Genomic DNA, 15,678 nt, shown 5'->3' with positions numbered 1-15,678 from the left:
AAACGGCTTGCGATCCCGTCGGTAGCAGGCAAAAGTTCCAAACACCTTTTCCTGTGGAGAACAAATGCTCGATCCCGATCACGTGCTGTTCGCGCAGGTCATCGAGGCGGGCAGCCTCTCCGCGGCGGCGCGCGCACTCGGCATCTCACCGGCGATGGCATCGAAGCGGCTGGCGCGGCTGGAGGCGCGGCTGGGCGTGCGGCTGATCCAGCGGACGACGCGGCGGTTGGCGGCGACGGACGCGGGCGAGCGGTTCCACGCCGATGTGCTCGCGATCCTGCGGGAGATCGCCGCCGCCGAGGCACGGGTAACAGGGATCCGCGACGAACCGGCCGGCGCGCTGCGCGTCTCCGCGCCGACCTCGTTCGGACGGCTGCACATCGCGCCGCGCCTCCACGACTTTCTGCGCGTGGCACCGCGCGTGTCGCTGGAACTGAACCTCACCGATGCCAATGTCGATCTGGTCGCCGAGCGCGTCGACGTCGCGGTGCGGATCGCGCGCGACATCCCGCCGAGCCTGACCGCGCACCGGCTTGGCGGCAGCCCGCGGCTGTTGTGCGCCGCGCCCGCCTATCTCGCCGAGCATGGCGCGCCGCGCACGCCCGCCGACCTGGTGCGGCACCGGCTGCTCGCGGCCGACGGGCAATGGCCGTGGCAGCTGGTCAACGGCCGGCGGCGACAGGCGATCGATGCGCAGAGCCGTGTCCGCACCAATTCCAGCGAGATCGTGCGAGAGCTGGCGCTGGCGGGGGTCGGCATCGCGATGCGATCGATCTGGGATGTCGACGACGCGTTGGCGGCGGGGCGGCTGGTCCCGGTGCTGCCCGGCTGGGAGGGCCCGCGCGACCTCGCGATCCACGCGCTCTACCCGCGCGCGCCGACGGTGCCGGCGGCGGTGACCGCCTTCGTCGCCTTCCTGCGGCGGACGCTCGACCCGCCGCCGTGGTCAGCCGGCGGCGTGGCGGGAGATCGGGATCGCGATCCGGCAGCGGACGCCGTCCACGCCTAGCACGAAGGAGGTCCGTGCGCCGAGCTGATAGGGCAGCGCATGTTCGATCAGCTCGCGCCCCTCGCCCGAGCCGAGCGGCGTGGTGCCCGGCGGCGGCATCGCGACGCCCGTCTCATGCCAATCGATATGCAGCCACGGCGTGCCATCCTCAGCCGGCGCGACCGTCCAGGTGATCGACAATCGCCCGCCCGCCGCGCGCAGCGCGCCGTATTTCACCGCGTTGGTGGCGAGTTCGTGGAGCGCCATCGCCAGCGTCTGGACGATCGACGACCGCAGCCGCACCCCCTTCGGACCGGCGAGCGTGACCGCGGTCGCCTCTCCGTCGAGCGCCGCCAGCTCCGCGTCGAGCAGACTATCGAAGGTGACGCGATCGTCGTCGGACAGTCGCGACAGCAAGCCCTGTACGCGCACCAGCGCCGACAGGCGATCGCCGAAGCGCTGGCGGAAATCGGGCAGGTCACGGCTCGACCGCGCACTCTTGTCGGCGATCGCGCGTACCACGCCGATCAGGTTGCGGGTGCGATGCTGAAGCTCGGCGATCAACACCTGCTGGCGCTCGGTCCAGGCGCGCCGTTCGGTGACGTCGATGATCGCGCCGACCATGCGCACCGGCTGCGCGGCTTCGTCGAAGAAGAAGCGACCGCGCGCGGAATGCCAGTGGAGCGAGCCATCGGGATGGACGACGCGAAACTCCTGCGCATAGGGACGACCGCCGCCCATCGCCTCCTGCATCAGCGTCTCCGCCTCGGCGCGGTCGTCGGGATGCAGGCGCGCCAGCCATGCGCCGTAGCTGGGCTCGACCGAACCGACCGGATAGCCCTGCAGTCGGTAGTGTTCGGCCGACCAATGAACCTCGTCGGTCGCGACATTCCAGTCCCATAGCCCGATGCCGCCGACCTCGACCGCGTTGCGCAGCCGTTCCTCGCTACGCGTCACCGCCTCGCGCGCCTGGCGCGACGCGGTGACGTCGGAGGTGATCCCGCCGATCAGCACCACCTGCCCCGCGCCATCGCGGATCGGGAATTCGGTCGTCCGCAGCCAGCGAATCGTGTCGTCGGACGCACAGCGGATGCGGTAGTCGACGGTGACATGCTCCCCGCCGCGCACCCGCGCCACCGCCGCCTCGACCCGCGCGCGGTCCTCGGGAAGGATCAACGCCAGCCAGTTGCGATAATGATCGCCGGTTAGCACCACGCGCCGCCGCTGGCCGTAGATCGTGCGGAACGCCGGGGTCACGTAGCGCCAGCGCAAGGTATCGGCGTCGCGAATCCACAAGGCGTCGCGCGAGGCGTCGCCGAACAGCCGCAACAGCTCCTCGCGCTCACGCAGCCGTTCGGTCGCCTGCCGCTGCGCCGTCACGTCGAACACGACGCCGTGGAGGATGCGCGTGTCCGGGCCATCGGCGCGACCGCGCCAGCGTAGCCAGCATCTCGCGGTCGGGCCGGCGACGATCTCCAGCTCGCCATCGAACTCCTCACCCGGCGCGATGCGACGCGCGGCGAAGCCTTTCACCGCGGCAAGACCATCCGGCGACAACCGGCCGTAGAAATCCGTCGCCGCGCGTGGCTCGTCGCTGGCCGGCATCCCCCACAAAGCGAAGAAGCGCACATCGCCGCGCACCTCGCCGCTCGCGAGATCGACGCGCCACGCCCCCATGCCGCCACCGTCGAGCGCGATGCGGCGCAGTTCCTCGCTGCGCCGCACGACCTCGGCGGCGGTGCGGCGCGCGGTGATGTCGATCCCGCTGCCGAACCATTCGGTGACCTGCCCCTCGGCGTCGAGCACCGGCAGCGCGCGCGACGCGACCCAGCCGATCGAGCCGTCCGCGCAGCGGACCCGATGCTCCAGCTCGAACATCGCCGGACCGTCGAGCGCCGCCGCGATCGCCGCGAACACCACGCCGCGATCCTCGTCGGGGATGAAGCGCTCCACCCAGTCGCCGATCGGCGCATCGACATCGGGCAGCATCTCGCGCCCGTCGAGCCGCAGCAATCGTCCCCAATCGGCGCTCATCCGGAACTGCATGTGCCGGCCGGTCGCCGCCATCATCCGCATCTGCGCCTCGCTGTCGCGCAATAGCGCGGCGGCGCGGCGGTGGTCGGTGACCTCGACGAGTTGCTGCAACGCGCCCGCGACCGCGCCGCTCGCATCGCGCACGGGAATCCAGGTGAGATCGAAGGTGCGGCGGTGGAAGGTGCCGCTCTCGTCGCGCAACGACGCCTCGCGCCCGGCGACCTGCACCGCCTGCCCCGCCCAGACGGTCGCCAGCCGCTGCGCGACCTCCTGCGTGTAGATCTCGCGCCAGCCCTCCCACACCGGACGACCGAGCAGCGCCGGATGCCGGTCGCGCGCGATCTCGATATAGGCGTCGTTGTAGAGTTGCAGCAGCGCCTCGCCCCACAGCAACGTCGCGGGGCGCGGCATCGCGAGCATCGTCTCGACCGCCGCCATCAGCTCGGCCGACCAGCCCGCGATCGGGCCCAGCGCGGTCGCCGACCAGTCGAAGGCGCGGATGCGCGCCGCCATGTCCCCGGTGCCGAACGGTCGCGTCATCACTGGCTCCATCCCGTCAGCAAAGCGCCCAACATTAAACTTTGGCAAGATAAGCCATTGGCGCTGCAAGCATGATAGCCGTCCGTGCGCCGATCCGATAGTGTCGGCGACAGTCATCAACATGGCGACAACCGATCATGAAGCTGCTGATCGTCGAGGACGACGTCGAATATGCCACCGCATTGCAGGCCGAACTGGCGCAACGCGATCATCACGTCACGATCGCCGAGACCGGGCCAAGCGCGCTGACCGCGGTCGAGCGTGACGCCTTCGACGCGATGATCCTCGATTCGATGCTGCCGCAGCTGAGCGGGGTGCGCGTCGTCGAGCGGCTGCGCGACGCGGGGCACAATCTGCCGGTGCTGATGCTGTCGGCGCTGGGGCGCTCGGCGGAGAAGATCGGCGGGCTGACCGCGGGCGCCGACGATTATTGCGTCAAGCCGACTCCCGCCGCGGAGATCGAGGCGCGGCTCAACGCTTTGCTGCGCGCGCGCGGCTGGACCGCGGTCGGCGACGGCGACATGCTGCGGGCGGGCGATATCGTCGTCAGCCCCGGCCAGCATCGCGCCTGGCGCGGCGAAGAGCCGCTCGACTTGACGCGGCTGGAGTTCGGATTGCTGACCGAGCTGGTCCGGCACGCGGGCAGCTATCTGACGCGCGCGATGCTGATCGAACGCGTATGGGGCTATGATTTCGAGCCGGGCACCAACATCGTCGACGCGCAGGTAAGGCTGCTGCGCCGCAAGCTGACCGCGGGCGGCGGCGACGATCCGATCGCGACCAAGCGCGGCGTCGGTTACATGCTGCGCGCGTGAGATGCGGCTGCTGGAGGCGTCGCTCGGGCGGTTGACCGCGCTGTTCCTCGGCGCGTTCGGCGCGGCGACCGCGCTGACCGGCTATGCCAGTTATTCGGCGTCGCGGCACACGATCGAGACATTGGTCGACCGCCGGCTCGACGAGGTCAGCCGCGCGCTGCTCGACGAATCGCTGCGCGGCAATGCGCCCGCGATCCTGTCGCGGATCGCCGCCTTGTCCGCGCAGCGCGAGACGGGCGACCTCGGCTTCGAACTGATCGACGCCAGGGGCGAGCGGCTGGGCGGCAACGTCACCGTGTCCGGGCCGGTGCCGGCGGGCTTTTCGACGCTCGGTGACAGCATGCTGCCCGGCGCCGCGACGTTCCGGATGCAGCGTCGTGACGCCGGCGGCGGCCTGCGACTGGTGACGCTGGTCGAAACCGAACCGATCGAGGGCTTTGCGGCGGTATGGCTGCGCAGCTACGCGCTCGGCTTCGGGTTGATCGTGCTCATCGTCATCGCGGGCGCAGTATCGTTCAGCACGATCGTGCGGCGGCGGATCGGCGAGCTGCGCACGACCGCCGAGGCGATCATCGACGGCGACCTGACGCAGCGCGTGCCGGTGGAGCCGGGCAGCGGCGCGTTCGCGGGGCAAGCGGCGACCTTCAACCGGATGCTCGACCGGATCGCGGCGCTGGTCGAGAGCCTGCGGCATGTCGGCGGCGATGTCGCGCACGATTTGCGCACCCCGCTGGCGCGGCTGCGCAGCCGGCTGGCGCTAATCGTCGCGGAGACGCCGACGCCCGCGCTGGAGGCGGCGCTGGAGCAATGCGACGAGTTGCTGGCGATGTTCTCGGCGATCCTGCGCATTTCCGAGGTCGAGGGCGGCGAGCGGCGGACGGCGTTCCGCGCCTTTCCGCTGGCGGCGGTCGCGGCCGACGTGACCGAGACGCTGGCGGCGAGCGCGGAAGAAGGCGGGCATCTGTTGACGCTGACCGCCGCGGAAGATGGTGACATCGAGGGCGACCGGCAATTGCTGACGCAGGCGGCGCTCAATCTGGTCGGCAATGCGCTGACGCACAGCCCGCCGGGAACGCGGGTGACGGTGGCGGTGACGCGTGCGGCGGCGCAGATGCGGCTGACGGTGACCGACGATGGGCCGGGCATCCCCGCCGCGGAGCGCGCGACGGCATTGCGGCGCTTCGGCCGGCTGGATGCGAGCCGACATCGTCCCGGCCATGGACTGGGGCTGCCGCTGGTCGAGGCGATCGCGCGGATGCACGGCGGGACGCTGGTGCTGGACGATGCGCGACCGGGGCTGGGCGCGACGATCGCGCTGCCGGTGGCGGGCTAGTAGCGACGTTAGCGTTCACGACACGCCCTTCGACAAGCTCAGGGCGAACGGAAGGCCATCTCCAACGTTCGTGCTGAGCTTGTCGAAGCACGTGCCCGACGCGCTCCGCCGTTGCTACTCCGCCTTGACCTCGTCGCCGTAGAACAACTCGCCGATCCTGATCTCTTCCCGGCCTTGCGACACGCGATGTGCATTGGTGTCGCGCAGCGAATAGACGCAGCCGCAATATTCCTGCTGGTAGAAATGCTCGCGCTTGGAGATTTCGATCATTCGCGCCGCGCCGCCGCCCTTGCGCCAGTTGAACGTCCAGTAAGCGATATCGGGATAATGCGCCGCGGCGCGCTCCCCGCAATCATTGATCTGCGCCATGTTCTTCCAGCGCGAGATGCCGAGCGACGAGGTGATGACCGGGAAGCCGTGCTCATGCGCATAGAGCGCGGTGCGCTCGAACCGCATGTCGAAGCACATCGTACAGCGCAGCCCGCGTTCGGGTTCGAACTCCATCCCGCGTGCGCGCTTGAACCAGTTGACGGTGTCGTAATCGGCATCGACGAACGGAATGTCGTGCTTCTCGGCGAAGCGGATATTCTCCTCCTTGCGGAGGATATATTCCTCCTTGGGGTGGATGTTCGGATTGTAGAAGAAGATCGTATAGTCGATCCCGCTCGCGGTCATCGCCTCCATCACCTCGCCCGAACAGGGCGCGCAGCAGGAATGGAGCAGCACTTTCTTCTGCCCGTCGGGCGGGGTGAGCAGCGGGCGGTCGTAATCGGTCGTCATGCGCGCGGCCTTAGCGGAAAATATGTGAGGGGTCAGCCGGGTTTGCAGCCCCTCCCCTTCAGGAGTCGCAGGTCGGTCATGCCCCCGGCATGACCTAAACGATGCTGGGCATTGTTTACCTGCGACTGGGTTGGGGTGGGGAATGTCTCACAGAGACGTCGGCCCGAGACTCCCCCACCCCCGGCCCCTCCCCTGAAGGGAGGGGTGGATGCCCACTACCGCCGCATCAACCCGCCGAGCACGCCGCGCACCACTTGCCCCAGCAAGCCGCCGCCGCTGCTCCCCCGCCGTGATCCGCCGAAAACCGCCTTGGTCAGCTCGTTCGCCACCGCGCGGCCGACCGCCGACGATGCCGAACGCGACGCGGAGGTCATCGCGCGGTTCCACGGATCGTTCGCCGCTTCGCGCTCCGCCGCGCGACGCGCGCGCTCTTCCTCGCGGGCGGCGCGATCCGCCTCGCGTGCCGCACGCGCGTCTTCCTTCGCCTGCGCCGCGGCGGCCTTCTCCGCGTCGGTCGAGGCGCGCGCGGCGGCGGCGGCGGCCGCCGCCTCCTGCGTCTTGGCGCCCAGCAACTCCTCGGCCGATTCGCGGTCGACCAATGTGTCGTATTTGGTGCCGATCGCGTCGGTCTGGATCAGCACGCGACGTTCCTCGGGCGTGACCGGGCCGACGCGGCTCGACGGCGGACGGATCAGCGTGCGCTGCACCGGCGACGGCGCACCGTCGCGCTGGAGCAGCGACACCAACGCCTCGCCGGTCCGCAGCTCGGTGATCGCGGTCGCGACATCGACACCGGGGTTGGCGCGGAACGTCTCCGCGGCGGCCTGCACCGCCTTGCGGTCGCGCGGGGTGAAGGCGCTGAGCTTGTGCTGGACGCGATTGCCCAATTGCCCCGCGACGCTGTCGGGCACGTCGATCGGGTTCTGGGTGATGAAATAAACCCCGACGCCCTTCGAGCGGATCAGCCGCACGACCTGCTCGATGCGGTCCAGCAGCGCGGGCGGCGCCTCGTCGAACAGCAGATGCGCCTCGTCGAAGAAGAAGCACAGCTTCGGCTTGTCGGCGTCACCGATCTCGGGGAGAAATTCGAACATCTCGCCGAGCAGCCACAGCAGGAACGTCGAATAGAGCTGCGGCGAGGCCATCAATTTGTCGGCGGCGAGGATGTTGACCAGCCCGCGCCCGTTGTCGTCGGTGCCGAACAGGTCCGTCAGCGCCAGCGCCGGCTCGCCGAAGAAATGCTCAGCCCCCTGCGCACGCAATTGCAGCAGCGCGCGCTGGATCGCGCCGACCGATTGCTTCGAGACATTGCCGTAGCGGGTGGTGAGTTCCTCGGCGCGCTCGGCGCAATGCGCGAGCATCGCCTGCAGATCGTCGAGGTCGAGCAGCAGCAAGCCTTCCTCATCGGCGACATGGAAGGCGATCGTCAGCACGCCTTCCTGCACCGCGTTCAGCCCCATCAGCCGCGCGAGCAGCAATGGCCCCATCTCGCTGATCGTGGTGCGGACCGGATGCCCCTGTTCGCCGAACAGGTCCCAGAATTGCACCGGGGTATCGGCATAATGCCAGTCGGTTACGCCGATCTCCGCGGCGCGCGCGGCGAAGATGTCGTGGGTCTTGGCCGTTGCCGCGCCCGGCATCGCCAGCCCCGACAAGTCGCCTTTCACGTCAGCAAGGAAACAGGCGACCCCGGCGTTCGAAAAGCCCTCGACGATCCCCTGCAAGGTCACGGTCTTGCCGGTGCCGGTCGCGCCGGCGATCAGGCCGTGGCGGTTGGCGCGCGCAAGGTCGAGCCGCTGCGGATCGGCCCCGCCCTCGCCCGCGCCGATCAAGATGCCGCCGTCCGCCACGCGTCTGTCTCCCGAACCAAAAGGGCCGCCGCATCATGCGATGCGACGGCCCGTTTTGCTAGTTGTTCGTCGCGCCACTGCATTCGTCACCCCGGACGTGTTCCGGGGTTCATGGTTCCGCAAACTCTACGGCTTGTGCGTTCGCGGTGCGGTGGATGCCGGAACAAGTCCGGCATGACGGAGGGCATTCGGGCGAGGCGCGATCATGATCGACGCGACGGCAAGGACTTACTTGATCTTCACCGCCATGAACACGCCGGTGGTCCGACCGCGCGTCAGGCTGAGCAGCACCGACGGACGGCCCGCCGCCTTGGCCGCTGCGACGACACGCGCGACATCGGCGCCGGTGCGCACCGGCTGCGAGTTGACCGCCGAAATCACGTCGCCGCGCTTCAGCTTCTGCCCGGCATCGCTCGACAGATCGACGCCGGCGACGACCACGCCCTGCACGGTCGAGTCGACGCCGATCGAACGCGCGATCTGCGGGGTGAGCGGCTGGACCGAGATGCCGATCGAACTCGACCCCGGCGTCGCCTGCGCGCCGCTGTCGTCCTCGGGCAGGCCGTCGTCGCCATCATTGTCGCCGTTGATCGCAGCGAGCTGATCGTCGGCCGGGCGCGTCGCCACGGTCGCGTTCAGCGACTGGCGCTTGCCGTCGCGGATCACGTCGAGCTTGATCGTCGATCCCGGCGCGGCGTTGGCAACCAGCGACGACAGCGTACGATCCGGCGTCACCGCCTCGCCATTGATCGCGACAACGACATCGCCCGCGCGCAGCCCGGCCTTCGCACCCGGACCGCCCGGCTCGACGCGGCCGATGATCTCGCCCTGATCCTTGGGAAGCCCCAGCGCCCCGGCGATATCGTCGGTCATCCGCTGAATGCTGACACCCAGATAGCCGCGCTTAACCGGTTCGCCCTTCATCAGCGTGGCGAGGATCGGCTTTGCCTCGGTCGCGGGGATCGCGAAGCCGATGCCGATGTTGCCGCCCGACTGCGAATAGATCTGGCTGTTGATGCCGATCACTTCGCCATTCAGGTTGAACATCGGACCACCCGAATTGCCCTGATTGATCGCGGCGTCGGTTTGGATGAACGTGTCGAAGGGACCCGGCTGCCCGGTCGAGCGGTGCACCGCCGAGACGATGCCCGCGGTGACCGTGCCGCCCAGCCCGAACGGCTGACCGATCGCGACCACCCAGTCGCCGACACGTGCGCGCGTCGAGTCGCCGAGTTTCACGAACGGCAGCGGGGTCGGCGAGGTGATCTTGAGCACCGCCAGATCCGAGGTCGGATCGCGGCCGATCAGCTTGGCCTTATATTCCTTGCGGTCCTGCAGCGTGACGGTGATCGACTCGACCGTCGCGCCCTTTGCCGCGGGCGCGATGACGTGGTTGTTGGTGACGACATAACCATCGGCCGAAATCAGGAAGCCCGAGCCGAGCGACTGGCCCTCGCGCGTCACCGGGGCACCACCGCCACCGCCGCCGAACTGGCCGAACAGGTCGCCGAACGGCGTGCCCGCGAACGGGTTCGCCTGCTGCTGGACGGTCACCTTCTGCGTGGTGGAGATGTTGACCACCGCCGGCTGAAGCTTCGCGACCATGTCGGCGAAGCTCATCGGCGCGCCGGCGCGCGGCGCGGCGGCGCTGATCGCGCCCGGCTCGTTCTGCGCGATCTGCGCGGTGGCCGGGTTCTGGAGCGCGAGCGACGCGGCCGTGCCGCCAAGCAGCAGGGCCCCGGTCAGGGCGTAAGCGTAACGCACGGTTTTCATGTCCTCTTGGTCACCCGATCCGAAAGTGAAGAATACACAGCCCCATGTGCGGCAATCGCGATGAACGGCGTTTGAATATGAACGCCTTGCTCATCGCCGATTAACGACCGCCGCCCTCGAACGCACGAAGATAGCCATTGTTCGGGCTCATGATGATATTGGTCGAACCTTCCGGCTGCTGATTGCCATCGGCCCCGAACGTGTGACGATAGCTCTGCATCGCGCGATAGAAGTCGTAGAAATCAGCGTCCTTGCTGAACGCCTCGGCATAGATGCGCGCCGCCTGCGCATCGGCCTCGGCGCGGACGATCTGCGCCTGCTTCTGCCCCTGCGCGCGGATCGTGTTCGCTTCCTGCTGACGTGCGGTGCGCATCCGCTGGAGCGCGCTGTCGAGCGGGCTGCCGTCGGGCAGGTCGGCATGCTTGATCCGCACGTCGACGATCTCCGCACCATACTGCCGCGCCGAGCCCTGCAGCGAGTTCTGGATCGCGTCCATCACCGCGCCGCGTTCCGGGCTGAGCAGCACCGCGAACGGCACCTTGCCGAGTTCGTTGCGCAGCGCGGTGCCGAGCAGCGGGCGCAGCTGATCCGCGACGCGCTCCTCGGTGTTCGAGGTGCTGCCGGTCGAGGTCACCGCCTTCAGCGGATCGACGATCCGAAAGCGCGCATAGGCATCGACGTTGAGCCGCAGCTGATCGGTCGACAGCACCAGCGTATTGTCGAGATCGGCGTCGAGCACGCGCTTGTCGACCCACACGATCTTGTCGATGAACGGCACGCGTGCGATCACGCCCGCACCGGTGTTGCCGATCATCTGCCCCGGCTGCCACTGGTTTACCAGCCGCACCGGATTGTTGAGCCGCAGCACCACCGCCTGCTGCGTCTCCGGGACGATCGCGAAGGTCGCTGCGGCAAGGATCGCCAGCACCAGCGCCAGCATCCCGATCGCGATCGGGTTACGCGTCAGCTGGCCCATCAGCGCTGCCCTCCCTGCGCCGGCGCGGCGGGCGCGGTCGAGGTTCCCTGCGTCGGCTCGACCAGCTTGCGCGCGCGATCGAGCGGCAGATACGGCGTCACGCCCGGCGTCTCGACGATCGTCTTGTCAGTCTTGGCCAGCACGGCCTCCATCGTCTCGTAATACATGCGGCGGCGCGTCACCTCGGGGGCGAGGCGATATTGCGCATAGACCTGGTCGAAGGCCGACGCCTCGCCCTGCGCGCGCGCGATCACCTGCTGCGAATAGCTGCGCGCGTTGTTGAGGTTGCCGACCGCTTCCTGCTGCGCGGCGGTGACGGCGTTGAAGTCGTCGACCAGCGCCGCCGGCGGCGACGCCTGCTTGATCGACACGCCCTGCACGCGCACCCCGGCCTGATAGCTGTCGAGGATCTGCTGCATCGTCTGCGTCACGCGCGCCTCGATCAGCCCGCGCCCGGCGCCGATCGCGTCGTTCATCCGCGTGGTGGCGAGCACCGCGCGCATCGCGCTCTCGGCGGTCGCGCGGACGGTTTCCTGCGGATCCTTGATCTCGAACACGTAGTTGCGCGGATCGGACACCCGCCAGCGCACCGTATAGGCGAGATCGATGATGTTCTGGTCGCCGGTCAGCACCGTCTCCCCGCCGTCCTGCGGAAACTCGTCGGTGCGCACCTGCTCGACGTCGACCTTGGTGACGTTGACGATCGGCGCGGGCAAGGTGACCCGGATGCCGGGCTCCAGCATCCCCGAATATTTGCCGAAATAGGTGACGACCCCGCGCTGCTGCGGCCCGATCTGGTGGATGGAGGTAAGCAGCAGCCAGATCGCGACCAGCAAGCCGACGCCGATCAGCCACAAGGTGCGCGCCGACGTACCGAGCGGCAGCTGCGGACGACCGCCGCCACCGCCGCCGCCGCCGACCCGCGTCTTCTTGAGGAATTCGTCGAGCGCGGTCGGCTTCGATGCGCCGCGCCGTCCGCCGGGGGGCACCGACCACGGATTGCGCGGGCCGGCACTGTCGTCGCCACCGCCTCCCCACGGTCCATTATTGTTGTCGGCAGCAAGGATGATCGGGCGCCGGAGCCAGCGTCGCAGGATGGTCATATGGTCTTTATAGGTGCGCCGTTCACGAAAAACAGTGGCAAGCGGCCTGCACCCGCCTACGGATCGCCGCCATGGACCAGAAAGATGTGGCAGCGGCGGTCGCCGCGGTGGCCGGAACCCGGGCGACCGTCCGAATCGAGGGCCAACGGATCGGGGTCGTGATCGACGCCGCCGGGCTCGACACGCCGGCGCGCGACGCGCTGGAGGCGAGCGTGCGGATGGCGGCGGCGCGGCCCGGCTACGAGGTGCGCACCGTTGTCACCGCCGAGCGCGTCGCGCGCCGGATCGTCGCCGTCGCCAGCGGCAAGGGCGGGGTCGGCAAGTCGACGCTGTCCGCCAATCTCGCCATCGCGCTGGCCAAGGCGGGGCGGCGTACCGGGCTGGTCGATGCCGACATCTACGGCCCGTCGCAGCCGCGGCTGATGGCGGTCGAGGGCACGCGGCCCGAGGCGCGCGACAAAGTGTTGCTGCCGGTCGCGACACCTTATGGCGTGCCGTTGCTGTCGATGGGGCAGTTGGTCGAGCCGGGCCGCGCAATCGCGTGGCGCGGGCCGATGACTGCGGGCGCGTTGGGGCAGTTGATTGATGCCGACTGGGGCGCGACCGACACGTTGGTGGTCGACCTGCCGCCCGGGACCGGCGACGTGCAGCTGACGATGGTGCAGAAGCACCGCCCGGCGGGCGCGGTGATCGTCTCGACCCCGCAGGACCTTGCGCTGATCGACGCGCGTCGCGCGATCGACCTGTTCGAAAAGGCGGGGGTGCCGATCATCGGACTGGTCGAGAATATGGCCGGCTATGCCTGCCCGCATTGCGGCGAGGTGTCGGATCCGTTCGGGCGCGGCGGCGCGGAGGCAGCGGCGCACGAGGCCGGGATCGCGTTTCTGGGGCGCGTGCCGCTGGATATTGCGATTCGCACGGCGTCGGATGCCGGGCAACCGCCCGCAGCGGGGGCGGACGATCGCGTGTTCGCGCCGATCGCGGCGCAGGTCGCGGCGTGGCTGGCGGGGTGATGGTGATGTCGCCGCGGAGTTGATCCGCGGCTTCGATCGTCACGCGAACGGCGCTCGTTCTGGGCACGTCCTTCAACAATCTCAGGACGAACGGAGCGGGTTAGGTTCGAGACAGACCTGATGTTTGATCCACCCGGCCTGAACCGTTTTTCCCATCGTCACCCCGGCGAAGGCCGGGGCCTAGTTGGGATGGCCCGCGAAATAAGGCGCTACCTCCATCATCAGCGTCCCCCAACTGGGCCCCGGCCTTCGCCGGGGTGACGCTTCAACTTGAATGAATCATCGTCTGGCGGGCGAAGCATCTCCTCACATGTCGCCTCGGACCTGATCCGGTGCCCCGCTTCTTCTTTCGCGCGTGAGAAAAAGCAGGCGACGAAGGAATGGCCGTCATTGCGAGCGTAGCGAAGTTATCCAGCGCCGGATCAGGACGCCCTGGATTGCTTCGCTACGCTCACCGTGACGAGCCGAACCCTACTGCTTTGCCGGCGGCGTTGCGCCCAGCGCCTTGTCTTCCTTCGCGGCGGGATCGACCGACGGCGCGCCCGAGGCCGGGGTGCCGGTGTTGGCGAGGTCGGCGGTGTCGCCCTTGGTCGCCTCGGTGACGTTCGCCACCGCCGGGTCGGTCGGTGCCGCCGCGCCTGCCGCCGGGGCGGTGGGAAGCGGGAGGTTTGAGCCCTGCTGGTTCAGATAGGCGATGATGTTCGCGCGGTCCTGCGGGTTGCCGAGCCCGGCGAAGGTCATCTTCGTGCCGTTGGCGAACTTGCGCGGGCTGGTCAGCCACGCGTTCATCTTGTCGAAGTCCCAGTTGCCGCCGACGCTCTTCAACGCGTCGGAGAAGGCGAAGCCGCCCTTGCCCTGCCCGATCGGCTCGCCCAGCGTGCCGTACAGGTTCGGGCCGATCCCGTTCGCGCCGCCCTGGTTGATCGTGTGGCAGGCCGCGCACTTCTTGAAGACCTCGGCGCCCTTGGCCGGATCGGCGCTGCCGAGCAGCGAGGCGATCGGCACCTCGGCCGCGCCACCGCCGCCACCGGCCTCCTCGACGCCCTCGATCGCATAACCCTTCTTCTCGGGGTTCTCGCCATGAAACAGCATGCCGCCCGCGATCGACAGCCCCAAGGCCGTCCCCGCCGCCGCCAGCGCCCAGCCGAAAATCGTGTTGGTCCGATCGTCCATGTCGCCGTTTCGCCCCTCTTCCGTGCCCGTTCCATAGAAAGGGCTCCCGCACACCGCAAGCGCTTGAGCGGCGCGACACGCTCTTCTAGGCGATCGGGTCATGCAAAGTTACGCCGCCCCCGCCCGTCCGATCGTCGCCGCCATGGCCGCCGCCGCCGCCGCCGACCCGGCGCGCGCGGTCGCTTTTCAGGGGGCGCCGGGCGCGAACAGCCATGTCGCGGTGCTGGAGGCCTTTCCCGACGCGCTGCCGCTGCCGTGCTTCAGCTTCGAGGATGCGCTGGACGCGGTGAAGACCGGCGCGGCCGATTGCGCGATCATCCCGATAGAGAATTCGCTGCACGGCCGCGTCGCGGACATGCATTTCCTGCTTCCCGAATCCGGGCTGGTCATCACCGGCGAGCATTTCCTCGCCATCCGCCACGCGCTGATCGGCTGCGGTCCGCGCGACGGGGTGCGGCAGGCGATGAGCCATCCGCAGGCGCTCGGGCAATGCCGCCACTGGCTGAAGGCGCACGGCATCGCGCCGATCAATTACCCCGACACCGCCGGGGCGGCGGCAGTGGTCGCCGAATTGCGTGACCCGAGCGTCGCAGCGCTCGCCCCGCCGGGCGCGGCGGCGATCTACGGGCTGGAGCTGCTGGCGACCGACATCGCCGATGCCGACCACAATACCACGCGCTTCGTCACGCTGGCGCGCGGCGCGCGATCGCTGTCGGGCGAAGGACCGTGGATGACGACCTTCATCTTCGCGGTGAAGAACGTCCCCGCCGCGCTCTACAAGGCGATGGGCGGGTTCGCGACCAACGGGGTCAACATGACCAAGCTGGAAAGCTACCAGCGCGGCGGCAGCTTCGCGGCGACCGAATTCTATTGCGACATCGAGGGGCGCCCCGGCGACCCCGCGTTCGACCGCGCGATGGAGGAACTGGGCTTCCACACCAAATGGGTGCGCGTGCTCGGCACCTATGCGCAGGCGCGCAAGCGGGGGTGAATTCTCGCGTCATTGCGAGCGTAGCGAAGCCATCCAGGGCGTCCTGATGCGGCGCTGGATTGCTTCGCTACGCTCGCAATGACGAAACGAGGATCAGATCGCCAGGGCCGAATCGGTGATGACGCCCCACGCCGCATAGCTGGCGGCCATCAGCGCCACCGAGCAGGTGATCCCGAACAACACATAGCCGATATAATTGAGCACCGGCGGGTTGGCGCGCTCCAGCTTGCGATTGCGCGATGCACCGCTCAGCACGAAACTCAACAGCATCCCATACGTTAGTGCAACGGCTTCGATCATTACCCGCCC

The 15,678-nt window shown here is 68.8% G+C and carries 13 protein-coding genes; 5 read left to right on the top strand and 8 right to left on the bottom strand.

Features of this window, described 5'->3' with window-relative positions; genetic code table 11:
- Nucleotides 1-64 precede the first annotated feature (64 nt).
- Complete coding sequence (locus PGN12_08100; GenBank protein ID MEH3103855.1) at nt 65-1,009, top strand: LysR family transcriptional regulator; 945 nt, start codon at nt 65-67, stop codon at nt 1,007-1,009.
- Here PGN12_08100 and PGN12_08095 read toward each other — a convergent pair.
- Entirely contained in the window at nt 947-3,562 is a 2,616-nt protein-coding gene (locus PGN12_08095; protein MEH3103854.1) for a PAS domain-containing protein, read from the bottom strand. The two genes, PGN12_08100 and PGN12_08095, sit on opposite strands and share 63 nt — an antisense overlap.
- Before the next feature lie 137 nt (nt 3,563-3,699).
- Here PGN12_08095 and PGN12_08090 point away from each other — a divergent pair, with 137 nt between their 5' ends.
- Nucleotides 3,700-4,377, top strand: coding sequence for a response regulator transcription factor (locus PGN12_08090; protein ID MEH3103853.1), 678 nt, complete (start codon nt 3,700-3,702; stop codon nt 4,375-4,377).
- Nucleotide 4,378: 1 nt separating this feature from the next.
- Nucleotides 4,379-5,710 carry an ATP-binding protein gene (locus PGN12_08085; GenBank protein MEH3103852.1) on the top strand — a complete coding sequence of 444 codons (1,332 nt, stop codon included), beginning with the start codon at nt 4,379-4,381 and terminating at the stop codon, nt 5,708-5,710.
- Between the two features lie 114 nt (nt 5,711-5,824).
- Here the strand turns inward: PGN12_08085 and PGN12_08080 are convergent, their stop codons facing one another.
- The 5 genes from PGN12_08080 to PGN12_08060 form a co-directional block, all read right to left on the bottom strand.
- A complete protein-coding gene (locus PGN12_08080) occupies nt 5,825-6,490 on the bottom strand; it encodes an epoxyqueuosine reductase QueH (protein ID MEH3103851.1) in 666 nt (221 codons plus the stop codon).
- Nucleotides 6,491-6,705: 215 nt separating this feature from the next.
- Nucleotides 6,706-8,340, bottom strand: a complete 1,635-nt coding sequence (locus PGN12_08075) for a DUF853 family protein (GenBank protein MEH3103850.1) — start codon at nt 8,338-8,340, stop codon at nt 6,706-6,708.
- Between the two features lie 228 nt (nt 8,341-8,568).
- Nucleotides 8,569-10,104 carry a Do family serine endopeptidase gene (locus tag PGN12_08070; GenBank protein MEH3103849.1) on the bottom strand — a complete coding sequence of 512 codons (1,536 nt, stop codon included), beginning with the start codon at nt 10,102-10,104 and terminating at the stop codon, nt 8,569-8,571.
- Between the two features lie 109 nt (nt 10,105-10,213).
- Nucleotides 10,214-11,089, bottom strand: coding sequence for a protease modulator HflC (locus tag PGN12_08065; GenBank protein ID MEH3103848.1), 876 nt, complete (start codon nt 11,087-11,089; stop codon nt 10,214-10,216).
- Nucleotides 11,089-12,192 carry a protease modulator HflK gene (locus PGN12_08060; protein MEH3103847.1) on the bottom strand — a complete coding sequence of 368 codons (1,104 nt, stop codon included), beginning with the start codon at nt 12,190-12,192 and terminating at the stop codon, nt 11,089-11,091. Before PGN12_08060 ends, PGN12_08065 begins: the two co-directional genes overlap by 1 nt.
- A gap of 71 nt (nt 12,193-12,263) precedes the next feature.
- On the opposite strand from PGN12_08060, the gene PGN12_08055 reads away from it, so the two are divergent.
- Nucleotides 12,264-13,205, top strand: a complete 942-nt coding sequence (locus PGN12_08055) for an Mrp/NBP35 family ATP-binding protein (GenBank protein MEH3103846.1) — start codon at nt 12,264-12,266, stop codon at nt 13,203-13,205.
- A gap of 471 nt (nt 13,206-13,676) precedes the next feature.
- Here PGN12_08055 and PGN12_08050 read toward each other — a convergent pair whose 3' ends face one another.
- Nucleotides 13,677-14,378 (bottom strand): cytochrome c family protein, encoded by a 702-nt coding sequence (locus PGN12_08050; GenBank protein ID MEH3103845.1) that lies wholly within the window; start codon nt 14,376-14,378, stop codon nt 13,677-13,679.
- A gap of 100 nt (nt 14,379-14,478) precedes the next feature.
- Between PGN12_08050 and PGN12_08045 the strand changes: the two genes are divergently transcribed.
- A complete protein-coding gene (locus PGN12_08045; GenBank protein MEH3103844.1) occupies nt 14,479-15,369 on the top strand; it encodes a prephenate dehydratase in 891 nt (296 codons plus the stop codon).
- A 93-nt stretch (nt 15,370-15,462) separates the two neighbouring features.
- Here the strand turns inward: PGN12_08045 and PGN12_08040 are convergent, their stop codons facing one another.
- Nucleotides 15,463-15,669, bottom strand: coding sequence for a hypothetical protein (locus PGN12_08040; protein MEH3103843.1), 207 nt, complete (start codon nt 15,667-15,669; stop codon nt 15,463-15,465).
- Nucleotides 15,670-15,678 lie beyond the last annotated feature (9 nt).

This window comes from Sphingomonas phyllosphaerae, from assembly GCA_036946405.1.
GTDB lineage: Bacteria > Pseudomonadota > Alphaproteobacteria > Sphingomonadales > Sphingomonadaceae > Sphingomonas > Sphingomonas phyllosphaerae_D.
Note: the sequence above shows the minus strand (reverse complement) of the source record. Positions and strands in the feature narration are given on the sequence as shown.

What these genes read in the sequence shown, in the direction of transcription:
- PGN12_08100 (MEH3103855.1), top strand. Translation starts at nt 65, where the DNA reads ATGCTCGATCCCGATCACGTGCTGTTCGCGCAGGTCATCGAGGCGGGC.
- PGN12_08095 (MEH3103854.1), bottom strand. Translation starts at nt 3,562, where the DNA reads ATGACGCGACCGTTCGGCACCGGGGACATGGCGGCGCGCATCCGCGCC.
- PGN12_08090 (MEH3103853.1), top strand. Translation starts at nt 3,700, where the DNA reads ATGAAGCTGCTGATCGTCGAGGACGACGTCGAATATGCCACCGCATTG.
- PGN12_08085 (MEH3103852.1), top strand. Translation starts at nt 4,379, where the DNA reads ATGCGGCTGCTGGAGGCGTCGCTCGGGCGGTTGACCGCGCTGTTCCTC.
- PGN12_08080 (MEH3103851.1), bottom strand. Translation starts at nt 6,490, where the DNA reads ATGACGACCGATTACGACCGCCCGCTGCTCACCCCGCCCGACGGGCAG.
- PGN12_08065 (MEH3103848.1), bottom strand. Translation starts at nt 11,089, where the DNA reads ATGGGCCAGCTGACGCGTAACCCGATCGCGATCGGGATGCTGGCGCTG.
- PGN12_08060 (MEH3103847.1), bottom strand. Translation starts at nt 12,192, where the DNA reads ATGACCATCCTGCGACGCTGGCTCCGGCGCCCGATCATCCTTGCTGCC.
- PGN12_08055 (MEH3103846.1), top strand. Translation starts at nt 12,264, where the DNA reads ATGGACCAGAAAGATGTGGCAGCGGCGGTCGCCGCGGTGGCCGGAACC.
- PGN12_08050 (MEH3103845.1), bottom strand. Translation starts at nt 14,378, where the DNA reads ATGGACGATCGGACCAACACGATTTTCGGCTGGGCGCTGGCGGCGGCG.
- PGN12_08045 (MEH3103844.1), top strand. Translation starts at nt 14,479, where the DNA reads ATGCAAAGTTACGCCGCCCCCGCCCGTCCGATCGTCGCCGCCATGGCC.
- PGN12_08040 (MEH3103843.1), bottom strand. Translation starts at nt 15,669, where the DNA reads ATGATCGAAGCCGTTGCACTAACGTATGGGATGCTGTTGAGTTTCGTG.